The 16485-nt window shown below is 38.8% G+C and carries 15 protein-coding genes; 6 read left to right on the top strand and 9 right to left on the bottom strand.

Annotated features, from left to right (window positions below):
- Positions 1 to 58: 58 nt before the first annotated feature.
- From IV81_RS06715 to add, 7 genes are all read right to left on the bottom strand, one after another.
- Positions 59 to 823 carry an ABC transporter ATP-binding protein gene (locus IV81_RS06715; protein ID WP_057803560.1) on the bottom strand — a complete coding sequence of 255 codons (765 nt, stop codon included), beginning with the start codon at positions 821 to 823 and terminating at the stop codon, positions 59 to 61.
- The gene (locus IV81_RS06710; protein ID WP_057803558.1) at positions 816 to 1733 is read right to left on the bottom strand and encodes an ABC transporter permease; all 918 of its coding nucleotides are present in this window, start codon (positions 1731 to 1733) and stop codon (positions 816 to 818) included. Before IV81_RS06710 ends, IV81_RS06715 begins: the two co-directional genes overlap by 8 nt.
- Positions 1734 to 1756: 23 nt before the next feature.
- Positions 1757 to 2725: an ABC transporter substrate-binding protein gene (locus IV81_RS06705; protein ID WP_057803557.1), complete on the bottom strand. Its 969-nt coding sequence runs from the start codon at positions 2723 to 2725 to the stop codon at positions 1757 to 1759.
- Between the two features lie 553 nt (positions 2726 to 3278).
- Positions 3279 to 4130: an aldo/keto reductase gene (locus IV81_RS06700; RefSeq protein WP_057803555.1), complete on the bottom strand. Its 852-nt coding sequence runs from the start codon at positions 4128 to 4130 to the stop codon at positions 3279 to 3281.
- Positions 4131 to 4345: 215 nt separating this feature from the next.
- On the bottom strand, positions 4346 to 5260 hold the full coding sequence (locus IV81_RS06695; RefSeq protein WP_057803553.1) for a proline-specific peptidase family protein: 915 nt from the start codon (positions 5258 to 5260) through the stop codon (positions 4346 to 4348).
- Positions 5261 to 5514: 254 nt separating this feature from the next.
- Positions 5515 to 7974, bottom strand: coding sequence for a Xaa-Pro dipeptidyl-peptidase (locus IV81_RS06690; RefSeq protein WP_057803550.1), 2460 nt, complete (start codon positions 7972 to 7974; stop codon positions 5515 to 5517).
- An 89-nt stretch (positions 7975 to 8063) separates the two neighbouring features.
- On the bottom strand, positions 8064 to 9077 hold the full coding sequence (add, locus tag IV81_RS06685; RefSeq protein WP_057803548.1) for an adenosine deaminase: 1014 nt from the start codon (positions 9075 to 9077) through the stop codon (positions 8064 to 8066).
- A 169-nt stretch (positions 9078 to 9246) separates the two neighbouring features.
- On the opposite strand from add, the gene IV81_RS06680 reads away from it, so the two are divergent.
- Positions 9247 to 10596: an NCS2 family permease gene (locus IV81_RS06680; protein ID WP_275453001.1), complete on the top strand. Its 1350-nt coding sequence runs from the start codon at positions 9247 to 9249 to the stop codon at positions 10594 to 10596.
- A 16-nt stretch (positions 10597 to 10612) separates the two neighbouring features.
- The gene (locus IV81_RS06675; protein WP_057803544.1) at positions 10613 to 12397 is read left to right on the top strand and encodes an adenine deaminase C-terminal domain-containing protein; all 1785 of its coding nucleotides are present in this window, start codon (positions 10613 to 10615) and stop codon (positions 12395 to 12397) included.
- Positions 12398 to 12486: 89 nt separating this feature from the next.
- On the opposite strand, the gene IV81_RS06670 is transcribed toward IV81_RS06675, so the two are convergent.
- Complete coding sequence (locus tag IV81_RS06670) at positions 12487 to 13875, bottom strand: amino acid permease (RefSeq protein ID WP_057803542.1); 1389 nt, start codon at positions 13873 to 13875, stop codon at positions 12487 to 12489.
- 147 nt (positions 13876 to 14022) lie between these two features.
- Here IV81_RS06670 and IV81_RS06665 point away from each other — a divergent pair, with 147 nt between their 5' ends.
- Positions 14023 to 14439, top strand: coding sequence for a bis(5'-nucleosyl)-tetraphosphatase (locus IV81_RS06665; protein ID WP_057803539.1), 417 nt, complete (start codon positions 14023 to 14025; stop codon positions 14437 to 14439).
- A 103-nt stretch (positions 14440 to 14542) separates the two neighbouring features.
- Here the strand turns inward: IV81_RS06665 and IV81_RS09390 are convergent, their stop codons facing one another.
- A complete protein-coding gene (locus IV81_RS09390) occupies positions 14543 to 14719 on the bottom strand; it encodes a hypothetical protein (RefSeq protein ID WP_138473560.1) in 177 nt (58 codons plus the stop codon).
- A 124-nt stretch (positions 14720 to 14843) separates the two neighbouring features.
- Between IV81_RS09390 and IV81_RS06660 the strand changes: the two genes are divergently transcribed.
- The 3 genes from IV81_RS06660 to IV81_RS06650 all read left to right on the top strand — a co-directional run bounded on the left by IV81_RS06660 (position 14844) and on the right by IV81_RS06650 (position 16483).
- Positions 14844 to 15404 carry a guanylate kinase gene (locus IV81_RS06660; protein WP_057803537.1) on the top strand — a complete coding sequence of 187 codons (561 nt, stop codon included), beginning with the start codon at positions 14844 to 14846 and terminating at the stop codon, positions 15402 to 15404.
- Positions 15405 to 15472: 68 nt separating this feature from the next.
- A complete protein-coding gene (locus IV81_RS06655; RefSeq protein ID WP_057803536.1) occupies positions 15473 to 15925 on the top strand; it encodes a Fur family transcriptional regulator in 453 nt (150 codons plus the stop codon).
- Positions 15926 to 16015: 90 nt separating this feature from the next.
- Entirely contained in the window at positions 16016 to 16483 is a 468-nt protein-coding gene (locus IV81_RS06650) for a hypothetical protein (protein ID WP_057803534.1), read from the top strand.
- Positions 16484 to 16485: the final 2 nt, after the last annotated feature.

Below are 16485 nucleotides of genomic sequence, written 5' to 3'. Positions count from 1 at the left end.
ATTAGAATTTATCACGCGTCCTCTTTTTTGCTGTCTGGGATTACGTTAAGTAAGATTGTTAATTAAATAGATCTAAAAGTTCCGCCTTACGAAGTCGCTGTTTATCTGCACCGCGAACATCTAGTTTAATCTGGCCATCTTGGACCATCAAAAGGCGGTTGCCGTACTGTAAGGCATCTTCCATTTTATGAGTTATCATGAGCGAAGTGAGGTGGCGTTCGGAAATAATGTCATTGGTAAGATGCATTACTTCCGAACTGGTGTAGGGATCCAATGCTGCCGTGTGTTCATCCAATAATAAAAGATCCGGTTGACTAAGCGTTGCCATCAAAAGCGAAAGGGCTTGTCGTTGACCGCCAGATAAATACTTAACCTGTGTATTCAGCCGATCTTCTAATCCCATATTAAGTCGGCTTAGCAATGTGGTAAAGCGACGATCACGTTCGGCCGAGTGATAGAAATGAAGATTGAAATGACGGTGCTTTTTTTCCGACAAAGCTAAATTTTCGGCAACCGTTAATTCACCAGCAGTGCCCAATTTTGGATCTTGGAATACTCGAGAAATCCATTTTGAACGACTTGCAACGGATGCGTTAGTGATGTCGTTTCCTAAAATTGTCACACTACCCGCATCGACGGGAAGATTGCCGGCGATGGTGTTAAGCAGTGTGGACTTTCCGGCACCGTTATTGCCAATTACCGAGATAAAGTCACCAGAATTAATGGTCAGATTGATATCTTTTAAAATATGGCGTTGATTGATTGTCCCAGGAAAGAAAACCTTTTGTAGATTCTGAATTTTTAAAATATCTGAGTTAGTCATCTGGGGATACCTCCTTTGCCAAACGAATTGATAATAAGTATTTGTTTAACTGTTTTTTAGCTCGTTGTCGACTTTGAATCATCGGAATAACAATTACTAGAATTAAGATAACCGTTGAGAACAGCTTCAAGTCGTCGGGTGAAACGCCAAAATTCATGGCCAATGTCAATAAAACGCGATAAATTATGGCACCAAGTACCATTGAAGAAAGTTTAATCCAGATTTTACGAGAAGTGATAAATATTTCACCGACGAGAACGGAAGCTAAACCAATTACAATTGTTCCAATCCCCATACCAATGTCAGAAAATCCATTGTTTTGTGCTACTAGAGCACCCGATAAAGCGATGCAACCGTTTGAGATTGCGTAACCTAAAATGACCATGCCATCTGTTTTTACGCCATTAGCGGCGCTCATTGCTTGGTTATTTCCCGTTGCTTGAAGCGCCAATCCAGTCTCGGTCTTAAAAAATAAAGTGAGCAAGGTGATCATGCCGATGCTGATTAGTACTCCCAGCAGAATGGTTTGAATTACCGGATCCCAAGCTGCCGGCAGATAACTAGATAATATTTTTTGATTTAAAAGCGGAATATTAGCTTTACCCATGATGTGCATATTAATTGAATAAAGTCCGGTCATCGTTAAAATTCCTGCTAGTAGAGAGGGGATTCGTAATTTAGTATCTAATATTCCCGTGACAATTCCCGCTAAGCAACCCGCTAAAAAACCAGCTAAAGTTGCAACGATGGCGCTTTGACCTAACAGCATTAGCTTAATCGTAATCGCTGCTCCTAATGGGAAACTACCTTCAGCCGTTAAATCAGGGATATTTAGTATTCTAAAAGTTAGAAATACGCCAATTGCGAGCATTGACCAAATCAATCCTTGTCCGATACCTTCAATAATCATTTTTTTCACTCCAAGTCTCTAAATTAAGGTTGTTTAATACTTGATGGATCAATCCCAATGCTTTTTGCCTGAGCTTTATTAACGTACAAACGTAAAACGTTGGAAGTTTCTACCGGCATATTTTGAGGCTTTTGCTTATCTAAAATAACTTTAGCAGCCATTTTACCAGCCTGCTTACCGAGGTCGTTATAGTTGATGCCATAGGTCGCTGTTCCACCATCCTTAGCCATTTCAATTGAACCGGTTACGACAGGAAGATTATCTTTCTGAGTCGATTTTCCAACAATTTTCATTGAACTAGCCATGAGATTGTCGGTCGGAATATAAAGGCCAGAAACTTTGTTTTTCAACGTACTTAACGCCGATTGTACGTCGTTAGTCGATGTAACGGCGACAATCTTCAATTTGATATTATTTTTTGTTGCCCATTTTTTAGCTGTTTGGACCTGGAGTAGGGAGTTTTCCTCGGAAGAGTTATACATAATCCCGATCGGTTTTGTATTTTTAGTCATACTTTTCAGTAGCTGTAGCTGCTTGTCTACGGGACCCATATCACTGGTTCCGGTAACGTTAGTGTCAGGTTTTTTGTTGCTTTTAACCAAACCAGCCCCTTTAAGGTCAGTTACGGCGGTTGTAATAATCGGAGTTGTCTTTGTCTTTTTACCTAGCCCTTGAGCGGCGGGAGTTCCAATGCCAAGAATAAGGGCTGGCTTTTTTTGAATAATTTGCTGGCTCATTGTACTTAGGTTGGACTGATCACCTTGAGCATTTTGGTAGTTATATTTGATGTTCCATTTGGGATGTTTAGCCTTAATTTCTTTAGTTAATTCGCTTTTGAAACCTGAACGCGATGCATCAAGAGAGCCGTGTTGAACAACCTGTAAAATACCAACATTGATGGTTTTCTTTTCCGCAGAAGCAGATGATGAACATCCAGCAAGTGCAATTCCCGCTAATAAAATTGCCATAATTCCTAAGATTCTTTTTTTCATGATGATCCTCCTAATTATTTAGAGCGAATTTTCCAACGCTTAATCCTCGAGCATAGTTTAAGAATATCGATGATTGTGTAGTTCAATCATTGGTGTTCTGGAGCTAAGCGGAGAGGATTGTTGGAAAATTCGCGTTTCGCCAGTATAGATGTAAATTGATAAAAGCTAGCATTACTTAAAGTAAAATTACAATTTAATTAACTCTAAGATACAAAAAAACCAGTTAGACGGAGTCATCTAACTGGTTTGGGCCCATTTCTTATTTCCCAGTTAGATGATGAGTCGCATCTAACTGGCTTAATGTCATGCTTAAAATCTTTAGCCATTTAATTAGATACGAACGCTAGTCGTGCGTTCGTATCCAAGATTTGAATACAAACGCTATCTAAAGAAAAAGCTAAAGGCAAATTTGTTATTCAATTGTGTGTACTGTAATTGAGTCATGTGTTTGACCTCCACAAATTGATATTATTAATTAAACATTAGATTTATTAGAATGTCAATGCTAATCTAAATAAAAAATGAGATTTTTTTAATGTAAAGGAATCATCAATTAGAACGTTGCGGTATCTGGGTCAGTTGCTAATCCAGCTACACCATGGAATCCATCGATGACTTTGACATCTTCGTCGGAAAGTTCGAAATCAAAAATATCAGTGTTTTGCTGGATTCGGTCAGCGTGAACTGACTTAGGTAGTGGTAAAAAGCCGTGTTGTAATGACCAACGAATGACGATCTGGGCAACACTTTTATCGTACTTAGCAGCAATATCCTTTAATTCTGGAATCGTAAAAATTTTGCCGGTTCCAAGTGGGCTGTATGCTTCTGACAGAATGTTATGCTCGTTGTTATAAGCAACCGTTTCATCTTCGGTATCGCTAGGATTTAGGAAGATTTGGTTTACAGCAGGAGTTACTTTAGCTGTTTTTAAAAGTTCATCTAGGTGGTGAGGACGGAAATTAGACACACCAATTGCACGAACTTTCCCGTTATCCAGGCCTTCTTCCATTGCTCGCCAAGAATCTGCATTTTTTTCTTGCCATTCGTTTCTGAACTTAATTGGATTTGGCCAATGAATTAGATACAAATCGAGGTAATCCAAACCAAGTTTTTCAAGGCTTAGATCAAGTGCCTTTTTTGCAGAATCATATCCGTGGTCATCGTTCCATAGTTTCGAGGTAACAAAAAGTTCTTTACGATCGATGCCGCTATCCTTGATGGCCTTTCCAACGCTTTCTTCATTACCATAAGCTGCAGCTGTATCAATATGACGATAACCAGCTTTAAGAGCGGCTTTAACAGCTTCATAAGCTTCGGCGCCGTCTTTTGACTGCCAGGTTCCGAATCCAACGATGGGAATTTTTACTCCATTGTTTAATGTGTAAGTATCAGTTAACTTATTCATAAATGAGCCTCCTTAAAATATTAAGTACAACCTAATGATAGCTTTTTTTATGGGCGCTTGCTATTAAAAAGATAGCGATTAATTAAAATAGATCATCTAAGCGAATCTTTCGTGGTTGTGTACTGAGAATTTATGCGAGCTGGTCAAGGTACAGAAAAAAGGATTCGGCAACGTTAAGTTTTGTCGAATCCTTGATTGAATGAATATGAGTAATTTTATTGATTGAAAGTACCGTCTTCGACTTGACGAAGATAGTCAGCAAGGTGTTTAAAGTAAACCGGAGCGTTGTCAATCATGTGGTGATGACCACCATCTGGCGTGGTAACTAATTTGGCATTTGGAATAACTTCAGCCATCCGACGCGCAGATTTTAATGGCATCGTTTCGTGTTCACCAAATGTGAGAAGGGTAGGAACGTCAATATTGTGAATTTGATCACGGACATCCCATTCTTTTAGTTTACCTGTAACAACAAACTCGTTATCACCTTGGAAAGCGTTATACACAGGTGTAGCCATAGTTGGGACTAAATGACGAATCGCAATTGGTTGTTTGCGATCGACATAGCCGGCGTTAAGAATATCGACCAATTTTTGGTAGCGCTCGTTATCCCAATCACCAGTTTTTTCACAATCACGCATGAATTGAGCATCTTCAGGAGCTAATGCTTCATCACGAATTGCATCTTGATGTTCAAGATATTCATCAATATTGTCAACCATGGATGAAATAATCGCACCTTTAAGATGTTCACCATATTTAAGGGCGTACATCATTGTTAAGGCACCACCCCAAGATTGGCCAATTAGATAAAATTTATCGATGCCTAATTTTTGACGAACTTCTTCAACTTCGTCCAAAAAGTAGTCGTAAGTCAAATACTTATCGGCAATTTCGGGATCAGAATAGTCTGGTTGATCAGAATACCAAGAGCCTAATTGATCGTAATAATGTACTTGAACGTTCAAACCTTGTTTTAAGAGTTCGTCGTGGAAGTTTTCCCAGTACTCATGGTTACCACCGGGACCACCATGAAGAGCCAATAGATGAATTGAATCATCATCGCCATCAGTGTGTGACCATAAATGGTAGCCATTATCTAGTGTTAAAATCGTTGTACCTTGTTTCAAAACACTCACCTAGTTTCTTAAATTTAGATTAATGATATCAAATTAACCAATAATTCACAAACTCATATTAGTTAAAAAAGATATAAGAAATGATCATGAAAGCCAATTTTGACAAGGATCAAGCGCATAAAAAACACCCGACCGATTCTCATATAAAAATTTCAATAAAAAAATTTAAGTGACACGAATTAATTCGATCCATAATTTTTCTATACCGAAATACTTTAAATACCTTAATTATAAATTCAGCAATTTTACTTTAGCAAACTCGATGAGTCGGCAAGTTTAATTTTTAAACGACTTTGATTTAATTGAAGAGAGTACTGTAGCTCTTGATTACCGCGAATTGTCGTTTCAAAGTCAGTTGCGTAAATGACAAGTCCTAGTTGATGGCCGGCTGGCAAATGGTAGAAAGTAGGCTGTAGTTTCAAAGACACATCGTAGAATTGATTAGGTTTAACCTCGTCAACTTGGTAATTATTTGTTCGATTTTGAAGGTTGATGTGGCCCTTTGAAATCATTTTCCATGGTGTTGTAACGTTTTGAACCGTAAATTCACGTAAATCGTCGGTTCGCCAATCAAAACTACCACTTAAAAAGTGAGGTTGAAGAACCGTTGGAGACGCATTAAATCGTTTTGCATCGCCGAAATCAACTAGTTGGAAACTAAGCATTCCAAAAGGACGATTAACCGCGACATTGACCGAAACCTCGGGAGCACCATCGATTAGCCAATCTTCAGAGATTTGGGCAGTTTTGAAGATTAGACGATTGTTACGCATCTGGTTCTTACCGTTAGTAGCGTGTTCGGTATTAAGGAGGTCAGTGTGCCATTGCTTTAAATTATTTTTGTACATACCAAAAATTTCAGGGTCCAAGGAATCTTTGAATGAAGCGGCCTCATTTTTAGTTTCGATTTCCGAATCGACTAGGGTTTTGGCTTGTAAAGTAAATTCTTTAGTGCGGTCGTCGACTGATTGCCAATCTTTATAAGTATTCCAGGTCTCTGGGATGACGTTATCTTGAATTATTACATTTGGTAAAACTTGATCGGCATTATTATCAACGCCAAATAATTTATAACTAAGCCATAGATTCATCATATCCGTGAAGTCGATTGAACGAAAGGCATTAATGTAGATATGCTGACCTTGATGTAAAATTATTTTTTTATTGATTGGTAAATCACGGATTGCATTCCATAAGTTACTAACGTTGCGGGGTTTTACGTTCCAATCATTAAGGCCGTGGACCATAATCATATCGGCTTTAATGTTTTTGATATTGTTGAGGTAATTTTTACTATCCCAGTATTTGGAGTAGTTGCCTGATTTTCGATCTTGATCAGTAGCGATCCGCTTTAGAACTTGATCAAAGTAGTCCTTGATGTGAAGGTAATCACCAGCATCTTGACGACGGCTGAATACTTCGGCCGCTAACACGTCCATATCTTCGCCTTGGAATGTATCCGGAGCAGCAACTAAACCTCCATCACGGTAATAATCGTACCAACTTGAAATTGCAGCTTCAGAAATAATGGTTTCTAATCCCTCCACACCGGTTGTGGCAGCCGCGGTTGCTAAGGTGCCAAGATATGAGCGACCAGTCATCGCAATTTTATGGTTTGACCAGTCGGCACGAATTTCAATATTATCGGTTTTATTGGTGAAGGCCCGTCGATTTCCAGCTAACCATTCGATAATTGCGGTTGTTGAAATGGTCTCTTCGACGGATCCGGTGTCACGCACACCATCTGAATCACGAGTACCAATTCCAGCCGCGTACACAATCGCAAATCCGCGGGCAAGAAAGTAATTATTCAGCGTGTAAGGTTGCTCTCTGGCAAAACTTTCCTCAGAGGAGACCGCTAGCCCTTTGACTTCGCGTTCAGCTGGGAGATTTTGAACAAAAGGTGCCGCGGTTACGTCGCTTTTAGTAAGCTGATTGACTTCTTTTTTAACTAAAGGTACGTCAACGTTGTGCGTGATTTGTTCTCCAAAGCTGTCATTGACTCCTTGATTATACGGACTCGCGGTGTACAAAACCGGAGCGCGATATCCAGTAGCAGTTTGAGCTGGTCGAAGAATTTCAGCTTTCAGTAGATCACGTTGACCGTCATGATCAGTGTCCAGTGGCGCTTCAACATAAACAACGTCTCGAATTATTTGATGAGGATCAAAAACGGCTTGTGCTTTACCGTTAAAGAACAGTGGGCGGTTAATTGATCCATAAAATTGAGTGAAATATCCCTGTTGGGTTAGGTGATCAAGATATACTTCTCCATTTTTGGTATGGGAAGTTAAAAGAATGTACCAAGCGTGAGCGACGTCAGCACTCGTGTCCAGGCGAGATTGTTCAATTGCAGGTAAATTAATCTTTTTGATTGCGTCTAAGGGTTGTTCGATTTTGAAATCCGTATCAGCTTCGAATTGTAATAACTGAAGTTCGATTAATGCAAAAATATCAACGCTTAGGGGAAGATCTGATTCAAAAAAATCTAAAGCAGTTGTGGTCGGTGTAGCCAGAAGATTGCCAAGTTTTTGTTTAAAAACCGTACTAGATGTTCCAGCTAAAAAAGAGCGACTCAAAAAGTCTGACAATTGTTCTTTGGGAGTCGGTTGGAGTTGATGATCTGTAATAAAATTAATATTGTTGAGTTCATTAAGTTCGTCGTCTCGACTAATCTGAATACGACCAAATTGATTATTTTTCATAAAAAAAGCCTCCGCGATTATTTATGTTTCACATTATACGCCTAATGTTGTGAAACATTTATAACGGGAGGCTTTTTTAATAGTTAAAATTAATTGTTTTTGACGTATTCAGATAGCTCGTTTAAGTAGATATTCTTTTGCTCAGGACTAATCCATGACGTTTCAAAAGAGTTTCGAGCTAATTGCACAACTTGTTCGCGGCTTAAATTGAATTTTTTAGCAATTGCAAAGTAATTGTCACTAATGTAACCGCCAAAATAGGCTGGATCATCGGAATGAATTGAAACTTTAACCCCTTGATCAAGAAGCTCTAAAACTTCTTTTCCCTTCATTTCAGGAGAGACGAAGCCATTTGAAAGTGGACAAGATGTTAATCCAATTTGCTTTTTGGCAACCAAATTAACAAGATCAGGATCTTCAACGATATTGGTCCCGTGGTCCAGTCGCTCGACTTCCATAATTTCAAGTGCTTGTCGAATATGTTCAATCGAATCCTTTTGATCAATGTCACAATGAACGGTCCGATGAAGACCAGCAGCTGCGGCATCCTCAAATTGACGAGCAAATTTTAATGGTGGATTGTTATGTTCATCTGAATCGAGACCAACACCGACAATCTTATCTTTATAGATCAGGGCCTCTTCAAGAGTTTTTCGAGCTGATTCTTTTGAAAAATCTCTTAAGAAACACATGATGAGGGCTGCATCAACGTTTAAAGCGCGAGCATCAACCGTTGCTTGATACAAACCATCAATGACGGTTTTAAATGAAATTCCTCGACTAGTATGTGCCTGTGGATCAAAAAAGATTTCAACATGTCGAACATTATTTTGCGCTGCTTTTGACAAGTACGCAAAAGCTAAATCGTAAAAATCTTGTTCAGTTTGAAGAACATTCATTGCTGGATAATATACATTTAAAAAAGATGCTAAATCATCATATTGATAAGTTTTTTGAACCTCTTCAATAGTGGTTTGACCGATGTCAACGTTATTTCTTTTTGCTAATTTTAACTTTAACTCGGGTTCGAGAGTTCCTTCGATATGAAGATGAAGTTCAGCTTTAGGTAATCCGGATGTAAATTGTTCAGTAATTTCAGACATGTTTGAATTCCCCTTCCTAAAAAGTTCGTTTTATTTTCTATTATTATTATATAATAACATATTTTTAGATTAATTATATTCAAAATACGAATATTATAGTTTGAAATAAACTTTAATGTATGGAATAATATGGAAGTTAATAAAGAAAAACGTGGAGGAAATTTTTATAATGGAAAATCCAAGCAGTATGGAAACGAACAAGGGATTTCTTGAAAGAACGTTCCATTTAACGGAACAAAAAACAACGGTTAGGCGAGAACTTTTAGCAGGACTAACCACTTTTGTATCCATGGCATATATTTTATTTGTTAATCCAAGTATCTTAGGTGCTGCAGGAATGGACAAGGGGGCCGTATTCACGGCGACTGCCTTATCTGCAATTTTGGGAAGTGCCCTGATGGCCTTTTTAGCTAATTATCCAATTGCGATTGCCCCGGGACTTGGCGATAACGCCTTTTTCACATTTTCAGTGGTACTTGGAATGGGGATTTCGTGGCAGAAAGCAATGGCTGGTGTTTTCGTAGCATCTGTCTTGTTTACGATTCTTTCTTTCTTAAAAGTTCGAGAAATTGTGATTGATGCAATTCCAAAGGATTTAAAACTAGCGATGGCAGCTGGAATTGGGATTTTCATTGCGTTTGTCGGATTACAGGGCGGTGGACTAGTAGTTGGAAGTAAAACCTCGCTTGTGGAGATTGGTTCACTAACTGTTCCAACAACGTGGTTAACAATTTTTGGAATTTTTGTAATTGCCATTTTAATGGCTAAAAAAGTACCGGGATCAATTTTTATTGGTTTGGTTTCAACGGCCGCAGTGGGCTTAATTACCGGTTTGATTAAAATGCCAAGTAGCATTATTTCACTTGCACCAAGTATGAAACCAACATTTGGGGTTGGAATTGCTGAACTTCCGACAATGGTAGATCCACAAATGTGGGCGGTTGTTTTAATTTTCTTGTTAGTGGCCTTTTTTGATACCGCGGGTACATTAATTGGACTAGCTCAACAAGCAGGAATTATGAAGAACAACAAAATGCCTCGAATTGGGAAAGCTCTAATGGCGGACTCAATTTCAATGCTTGGCGGATCCGTAATGGGTACTACACCAACGGCTGCCTACGTTGAATCTTCAGCGGGAATTGCGATTGGTGGGAAGACAGGACTAACGTCATTAACAGTGGCAGTGTTGTTTGCTTTCAGTATGCTATTTTCGCCACTGCTCACCGTGGTAACGAACCAAGTGACGGCACCAGCTTTAATTGTTGTAGGGGTTTTAATGGTTTCAGCGCTACGTGAAATTGAATGGGATAAATTTGAAATCGCAATGCCAGCTTTCTTAACGGTTGTTGGAATGCCATTGACCTATAATATTTCATACGGAATTGCGTTCGGATTTTTAACTTATCCTATTTTGATGGTTGCTGCTGGACGAAGAAAAGAAATTAACTACATTATGTGGATAATGATGATTGTGTTCATCGTCTTACTATATGTTTTAAATATTGTTCCAAAATCCTAAAAGTTGAGGTTTGAAAATGATAAGTGTTAATGAACTGGGAAACTATATTGATGCCGGTGCTGCTAAGATTTCTGCTGATATTGTTATTGAAAATGGAACATTAATTAATGTTGATACCAGTGAGTATTATCTAGCAAACGTTGCAATATATAAGGAAAGAATTGTGGCGGTCGATAGTGATATCTCAGATTATATCGGAGAAAATACCAAACGAATTGATGCGACTGGGAAATATCTTGCCCCCGGAATGATTGATGGACATATTCATGTTGAGTGCAGCAAAATGGGGATGACGCGTTTCGCACAAGCGGTTGTTCCGCGCGGCACGACAAGTATTGTATCCGGATTAGATGAGTATATTTCTGTGATCGGCGTAGATGGTCTTGATGAAATTTTTGATGAAATAGATCACAGTCCGTTAAAAGTTTTCTGGGGCTTACCATATAAGACACCGTATACGATTCCAAAGTCGACAATTGCATATAACGTTTCAGCCGCTGACCATGAGAGAATTCAACCTACTGAAAGGTCATATGGCGTGTGGGAAACCGTTCGTGAAGCGATTGAAACTAAAGACGAAGACACATTAAAAGCAATTTTGATATCTCAAAAGTACCATAAGCCTATTTTTGGCTGTTCACCAATGGCAACTGGCAAAGATTTGAACCAATTTTTAATGGGTCGAGTTCATGTTGATCATGAAAGCTACTCGCATGAAGAGTTCTTAGAAAAAGCGCGTAAGGGAATTCATACAGTAATCAGAGAATCTTCAGTGACAAAATTTTTAAAGGAGAACATTCGCGCAATTACCGAGGGTGCTCCTGGGGTGGCGCGGCATACTAGTTTTTGTAGTGATGATGTCACGGCACACGATCTTTTGAAAAACGGTCATTTAGATCACATGGTTCATTTGGCAATCAAGGCCGGAGTATCACCGATGACTGCCATTCAAATGGCAACTTTAAACAGTGCTGAGGCTTATCATATTGATGATCAAGTTGGTTCGATTGCTCCAGGGAAAGATGCTGATATTTTACTAGTTGATCAGCCCGGAACGTTCAATGTAGAGAGCGTCATTAGTAAAGGAAAAGTAATTACTTTAAATCAAGAAGAACAGGTGGAATTTGTTCCTCCGGTTCGTTCAAAGCGGCTTCAGGGAAGTTTGAAGCATGATTTGATGCAAAAGAGTGATTTTATGTATCAGGTTGATCAAAATGACCAAACGGCTGTTGTTCGTACTATTAATAGTGTTGGGCCATTTGTCCGAAAAGCAAAGGACGTTGAATTAGACGTTACCAACGGAATTGTAATGCCAGATGTAAATAAAGATGTTGCAATGGTCTCAGTGATTGAACGTTTTGGTATTAACCAAAATCAATCGCTCGGGTTTATTTCGGGATGGTCACTCCAAAATGGCGCAATCGCAACTTCAGCTTCTCCCGATGATAATAATCTGGTAGTGGCAGGGGTTGACTTTGATGATATGACGTTAGCGGCAAATACGCTAATTCAAAATGGCGGGGGACAAGTGGTAGTTAAAGATGGAAAAATCTTGGCACTCTTAGAACTACCAATTGCAGGGATTACTACTGACCTGCCGTTAGATCAATTAGTTCAAAAAGAATTGGAATTAAAGCGGGCGGCTAATGAACTGGGAAGTCGCCTCCCAGATCCGCTATTTTATCTTTCATTTCTACCGATTACTGCTATTCCGGATTTAGCGATCACGGACGGTGGTAACGTTGATTACACAAAATTAAGTTATTTTAATCCAATTCAATCAACAACGAAAAAGAATTAACTATTTTGACTACAGTTAATGACATAAAAAAGGTCAAGACGAAATAAGTCTTGACCTTTTTGTATGCAGTAGAGTGTGACGAATGATAGTTAATTTGATAGCTTACTATGATTAATTCCGTAGCTGAAATAAATAATTAACCCAATGGTAAACCAAATTGCCGAACCGATCCAGGTTTCTACAGAAAGGGTCGTTATTAGATAAATACAAGCTAATCCCGAGATGATTGGGATAACAGGGTACCCGGGAACTTTAAATCCACTATTTGGAATATCACGCCTTTTACGAAGTGGAATAATTCCAAAAGAAACTAGAGTGAACGCGAAGAGGGTCCCAATGTTAACTAGATTGGTTAGTTGATCTAATGGAACAAAACCACCCAGAAAAGCGATAAAAATTGTCACAACAATCATTGCGTTCTTAGGGGAATGATGTTCTCCCACTAATTGTCCAAGTGCCTTAGGAAGCAAACCATCGCGTCCAGTGGCATAAACTAACCGTGAGCTACCATAAATCATCGAGATCATCATTGTGGTCATTCCAGCTAAGGCACCAAAAGATAATAATCCTGCGGTCCAATTTTGATGTACTAATTGAAGGGCTAGGGCAACGGGATCGGCCACATTTAATTTAGTGTATGAAACCATCCCAGTTAAGACGACCGAAACGGCCACGTAAAAAATGGTGGCGATAATTAAAGTTCCAATAATTCCGATTGGCATTGTTTTTGACGGATTCTTAACCTCGGCGGCTGAAGAAGAGACCGTATCAAAACCTAAATAAGCAAAAAATACGGTTGAAGCCCCAGCTAGTGTACCGTGAAATCCAAATGGAAAGTAGGGTTTCCAGTTACCAGGTTTGATGTAGAACATTCCAATTAGAATAAAAATTAAAATAATGGCAATTTTGACAAATACCATAAAATTATTAATTCTGATTGATGATTTAAAACCGCGATTTAGAAGAAACGCGATTAATAAGACAATAACGATGGCAAACAGGTTAATATAGGTACCATGACTGGGATTAAATGAACCAGAGATGGCGGCGGGTAGTTTAATTCCAAAGCCTTGGATGAACGATCCAAAATATGCGGACCATCCTGTCGAAACGGCAGCAACGGCTAATACATACTCTAAAATTAATGCCCATCCTAAGAGCCAACCCGGAAGTTCACCGTAGACAATCGTCCCATATGAATATGCGCTCCCGGCAACTGGTAGTGAGGCCGCGAATTCAGCGTAACACATTCCAGCCAGGGCACAGACCGCAGCGGCAATGACAAAGGAGAGTGTGATTGATGGGCCCGCCTTTAATGCTGCCACGGTTCCTGGTAGAATAAAGATTCCAGTTCCAATCACTGCTCCAATTCCCAGGGCTAGTAAATCTTTGGGGCCGAGGGTTTTTTCAAACTTTGAATCAACTTTAAGATAATTATCAAGTGATTCTTTTCTAAAAAATTTATTCGATAAGCTCATAGCACACCTACTTTCTAATATCTTTTTAATGATACTTAATGGAGATAGTTACGTCAATGTAAATTGTTTACTCTAAACCATAAAAATATTAAATCTGAGTCCAGAGACTGTTATAATCTATATTAACTAAGAAATGGAGGCTTTGACATGGCTTTAGAACTTGACGGCGGGGCAGTGGTGTACCAAATGCGAAACCAAAAACCATATTATCTACTACTAGAAAGCGCAACGAGTGCATTTTGGGGATTTCCCAAAGGTCATATTGAAGGAAAAGAATCTGTCATCGAAGCGGCTAAACGTGAAATCTATGAAGAAACCGGAATTCGCGCTGAAATTGATGAAAATTTTTACGACGTGCTGAATTATAAGGTCGGCAGTAATGATAAAAGGGTTACTTTGTTTAGCTCAGAAGTCCAAAAGGACGTTGTACTGCGTTTACAGCGTGAAGAAATTAGTGCTGCTGGCTGGTTTGATTACACAACGGCTCGTGAAAAATTGACTTATTTAAATCTAAAGCAAACACTGGAACGCGTTAATCAGTATGTAGAAAAGATTAAGGGATAAATATTTTAGATGCTATAAGTACAAAAAAGGACCATGCCGAAAAGATAATTCGGTCATAGTCCCTTTTTCAATTCTATTTGATAAAGCTCAGTAAAGAGTTAAGTTATGCTAGCTTGCTGAATGAATTTTCTTCTAGGCTTTGAAGATTGTTAACAGCTTCTTCAATTGTTACGCCAGTTGCATGAAACTCCGGTTGGGCTTTATCATTAGCGATAAATACCTGCTTTTCTGTGTCGAGTGCAATGCTGTACCAAGCTGTGCTGTATTTTTTGAATTGCATAATGATAAACCTCCTAGTTTATAGATATTTTGAAAGCTTAGAAAAGCGCTTTCAATATTTAAGATACTTTAATTTACAATATTTTAAAAAAAAAAGCAACTATTTTATTTTAAGGAAGAGAAAAATGAATAAAATCATAGTAATTGCAGGACCAACAGGATCAGGAAAAACCTCTGTGGCTGATTATTTAAAGGATCAATACGGTGTAGCCAAGGTGATTACGCATACAACCCGCCCTCGACGTGAAAACGAGCGACAAGGGGTTGATTATTATTTTGAGAGTGACGCAACGTTTGATGATAATCATTACTTAGAACAGGTGCAGTATTCACATTACCGCTATGGTTCCTCCCTAGAGGGTCTTCGTCGAGCTTGGGACAAATCAAAGGTCGCTAGTATCGTATTAGATACAGCCGGTGCGATCACATATTTGCATGAATTAAAACAACAGACTAAAATTCTCTTCATTAGTGTTAGCGATGAACGCGTGTTAAAAACGCGCCTACTTAAGCGGGGGGATGACCCAGCCGCAATTGCTAAAAGAATGAATAGTCCGGAATATAGCCGAGACATGCAATTACCAATTGAATTGGTTGGTAATGCCACTAAGATTATTAACGATCAATGGCAAGATACCAAAAAACAAATTGACCAATTTTATCAGCAAATGATGAATGAAATATAAAACATTCAAAATTAATGCAAAGTATGTTAGTGTAAAAAGTAATAATTACTATTTACGAGGTGCGGAAATTGAACAAAAGTAGTCGTGAAATTGCTGTGAAAGTACTTAAAGCAAACGGATATAAGTTAACAAAACAACGACAAAGTTTGATCGATATATTATTCGAATTCGAAGATCGATATATTGAATTGACCAAGCTAGACCAATTGATGCGTGAAAAGTATCCTAAGATGAGTCACAATACAATTTATCGAAATGTAAAAGAATTTGCGACCATCGGAATTGTTGAAGAAAGTCAAAGCGAAGTCGACGGTAAAACGGAAGTTAAACTAGATTGTAATGAGCAGCATACACATCATCACCACTTTATCTGTAATAATTGTGGAAAAGTCCGAGGATTAGAAATGTGTCCACTGGACTTCTTTGAAGAGCAGCTTCCAGGAGCCGAAATTACGGGACACCATTTTGAGTTGTACGGATTGTGTGCACAATGTAAAAAAGAATTGTCAAAAGTTGGATAATTTTTTAAAGTTATTGCAAATTTATGATGGATTTAAGAACAAATGATCGTAATTTTGGTATGCTAACTTTTAATACGGAGGGAATTTAGAATGGCATATAGAACACCACCTTTTTTAACACCAATTGCGATTGTTACAATGGTGATTGCGTTAAGCGCAACAAACGTAATTGTTAATAAGGCGACCAATACTTCTGAAGGGGCACCTGCTAAGTCTTCAAAAGTGATTGAAAGTAGTAGTATGAGCGAAAAGAGTTCTGTGGATAAACAGAGTAACAGTAGTTCATCGATGGATGATCAATCAAGTGATCAAAGTAAGGAAAGCGTTGAGAGTTCTTCTAGCAGTAATAGGGACAATACGGCCGAGGATACTAACAACGCTTCCTCACAATCCAGCTCAAGCTCGGGTAGTGATACACAAACTAATGATTCAGACGCTACGCAACAATCGGGAACAAATCAAAGCTCAAGTCAGACACAATCATCAACGCAAGGTAGTCAACCAGCTACAGGTGGGGCCACGACTGCCAATGCTACGAATGATACAACAGCACAGTAGGA

The organism is Pediococcus stilesii (genome assembly GCF_001437075.1).
GTDB classification, from domain to species: Bacteria; Bacillota; Bacilli; order Lactobacillales; family Lactobacillaceae; genus Pediococcus; species Pediococcus stilesii.
Note: the sequence above shows the minus strand (reverse complement) of the source record. Positions and strands in the feature narration are given on the sequence as shown.

Excerpts from the sequence above, each read along its gene's own strand:
- IV81_RS06710 (WP_057803558.1), bottom strand. The coding sequence starts at position 1,733 with ATGATTATTGAAGGTATCGGACAAGGATTGATTTGGTCAATGCTCGCA.
- IV81_RS09390 (WP_138473560.1), bottom strand. The coding sequence starts at position 14,719 with ATGCAATTCAAAAAATACAGCACAGCTTGGTACAGCATTGCACTCGAC.
- IV81_RS06650 (WP_057803534.1), top strand. The coding sequence starts at position 16,016 with ATGGCATATAGAACACCACCTTTTTTAACACCAATTGCGATTGTTACA.
- IV81_RS06665 (WP_057803539.1), top strand. The coding sequence starts at position 14,023 with ATGGCTTTAGAACTTGACGGCGGGGCAGTGGTGTACCAAATGCGAAAC.
- IV81_RS06670 (WP_057803542.1), bottom strand. The coding sequence starts at position 13,875 with ATGAGCTTATCGAATAAATTTTTTAGAAAAGAATCACTTGATAATTAT.
- add (WP_057803548.1), bottom strand. The coding sequence starts at position 9,077 with ATGTCTGAAATTACTGAACAATTTACATCCGGATTACCTAAAGCTGAA.
- IV81_RS06680 (WP_275453001.1), top strand. The coding sequence starts at position 9,247 with ATGGAAAATCCAAGCAGTATGGAAACGAACAAGGGATTTCTTGAAAGA.
- IV81_RS06705 (WP_057803557.1), bottom strand. The coding sequence starts at position 2,725 with ATGAAAAAAAGAATCTTAGGAATTATGGCAATTTTATTAGCGGGAATT.
- IV81_RS06690 (WP_057803550.1), bottom strand. The coding sequence starts at position 7,974 with ATGAAAAATAATCAATTTGGTCGTATTCAGATTAGTCGAGACGACGAA.
- IV81_RS06660 (WP_057803537.1), top strand. The coding sequence starts at position 14,844 with ATGAATAAAATCATAGTAATTGCAGGACCAACAGGATCAGGAAAAACC.
- IV81_RS06700 (WP_057803555.1), bottom strand. The coding sequence starts at position 4,130 with ATGAATAAGTTAACTGATACTTACACATTAAACAATGGAGTAAAAATT.
- IV81_RS06675 (WP_057803544.1), top strand. The coding sequence starts at position 10,613 with ATGATAAGTGTTAATGAACTGGGAAACTATATTGATGCCGGTGCTGCT.
- IV81_RS06715 (WP_057803560.1), bottom strand. The coding sequence starts at position 823 with ATGACTAACTCAGATATTTTAAAAATTCAGAATCTACAAAAGGTTTTC.